Below are 261 nucleotides of genomic sequence, written 5' to 3' on the forward strand. Positions count from 1 at the left end.
CAAAAAGTTGGAATGCGGTTTATTCTATCAACATGTTACTTTTAACAATTTTCCATTTACCATCTTCTTTTTTTAGTTCTAGGTGATGTTCGGCAACTGAGCTGAAAAAATATAAGACAACCGAGACGGAGTCTTTTCTTAAATCAAACTTTTCAACGCTCAAACGAATTCGCCTGTCAGATGTTTCTTTCAATGACCGAATAATATGTCTTGAAGCGTCTGTACCTTCAATGTAGTGCACTTTAATGCTACCTACAACCT

General features: G+C 35.6%; 1 protein-coding gene. It reads right to left on the reverse strand.

Annotated features, from left to right (window positions below):
• Nucleotides 1-19: 19 nt before the first annotated feature.
• A partial coding sequence (locus NXS07_RS22730; protein WP_258087673.1) for a hypothetical protein occupies nucleotides 20-261 on the reverse strand: 242 nt, incomplete at its 5' end.

Origin of the sequence: Xenorhabdus bovienii (assembly GCF_024721015.1) — a bacterium.
GTDB classification, from domain to species: Bacteria; Pseudomonadota; Gammaproteobacteria; order Enterobacterales; family Enterobacteriaceae; genus Xenorhabdus; species Xenorhabdus bovienii.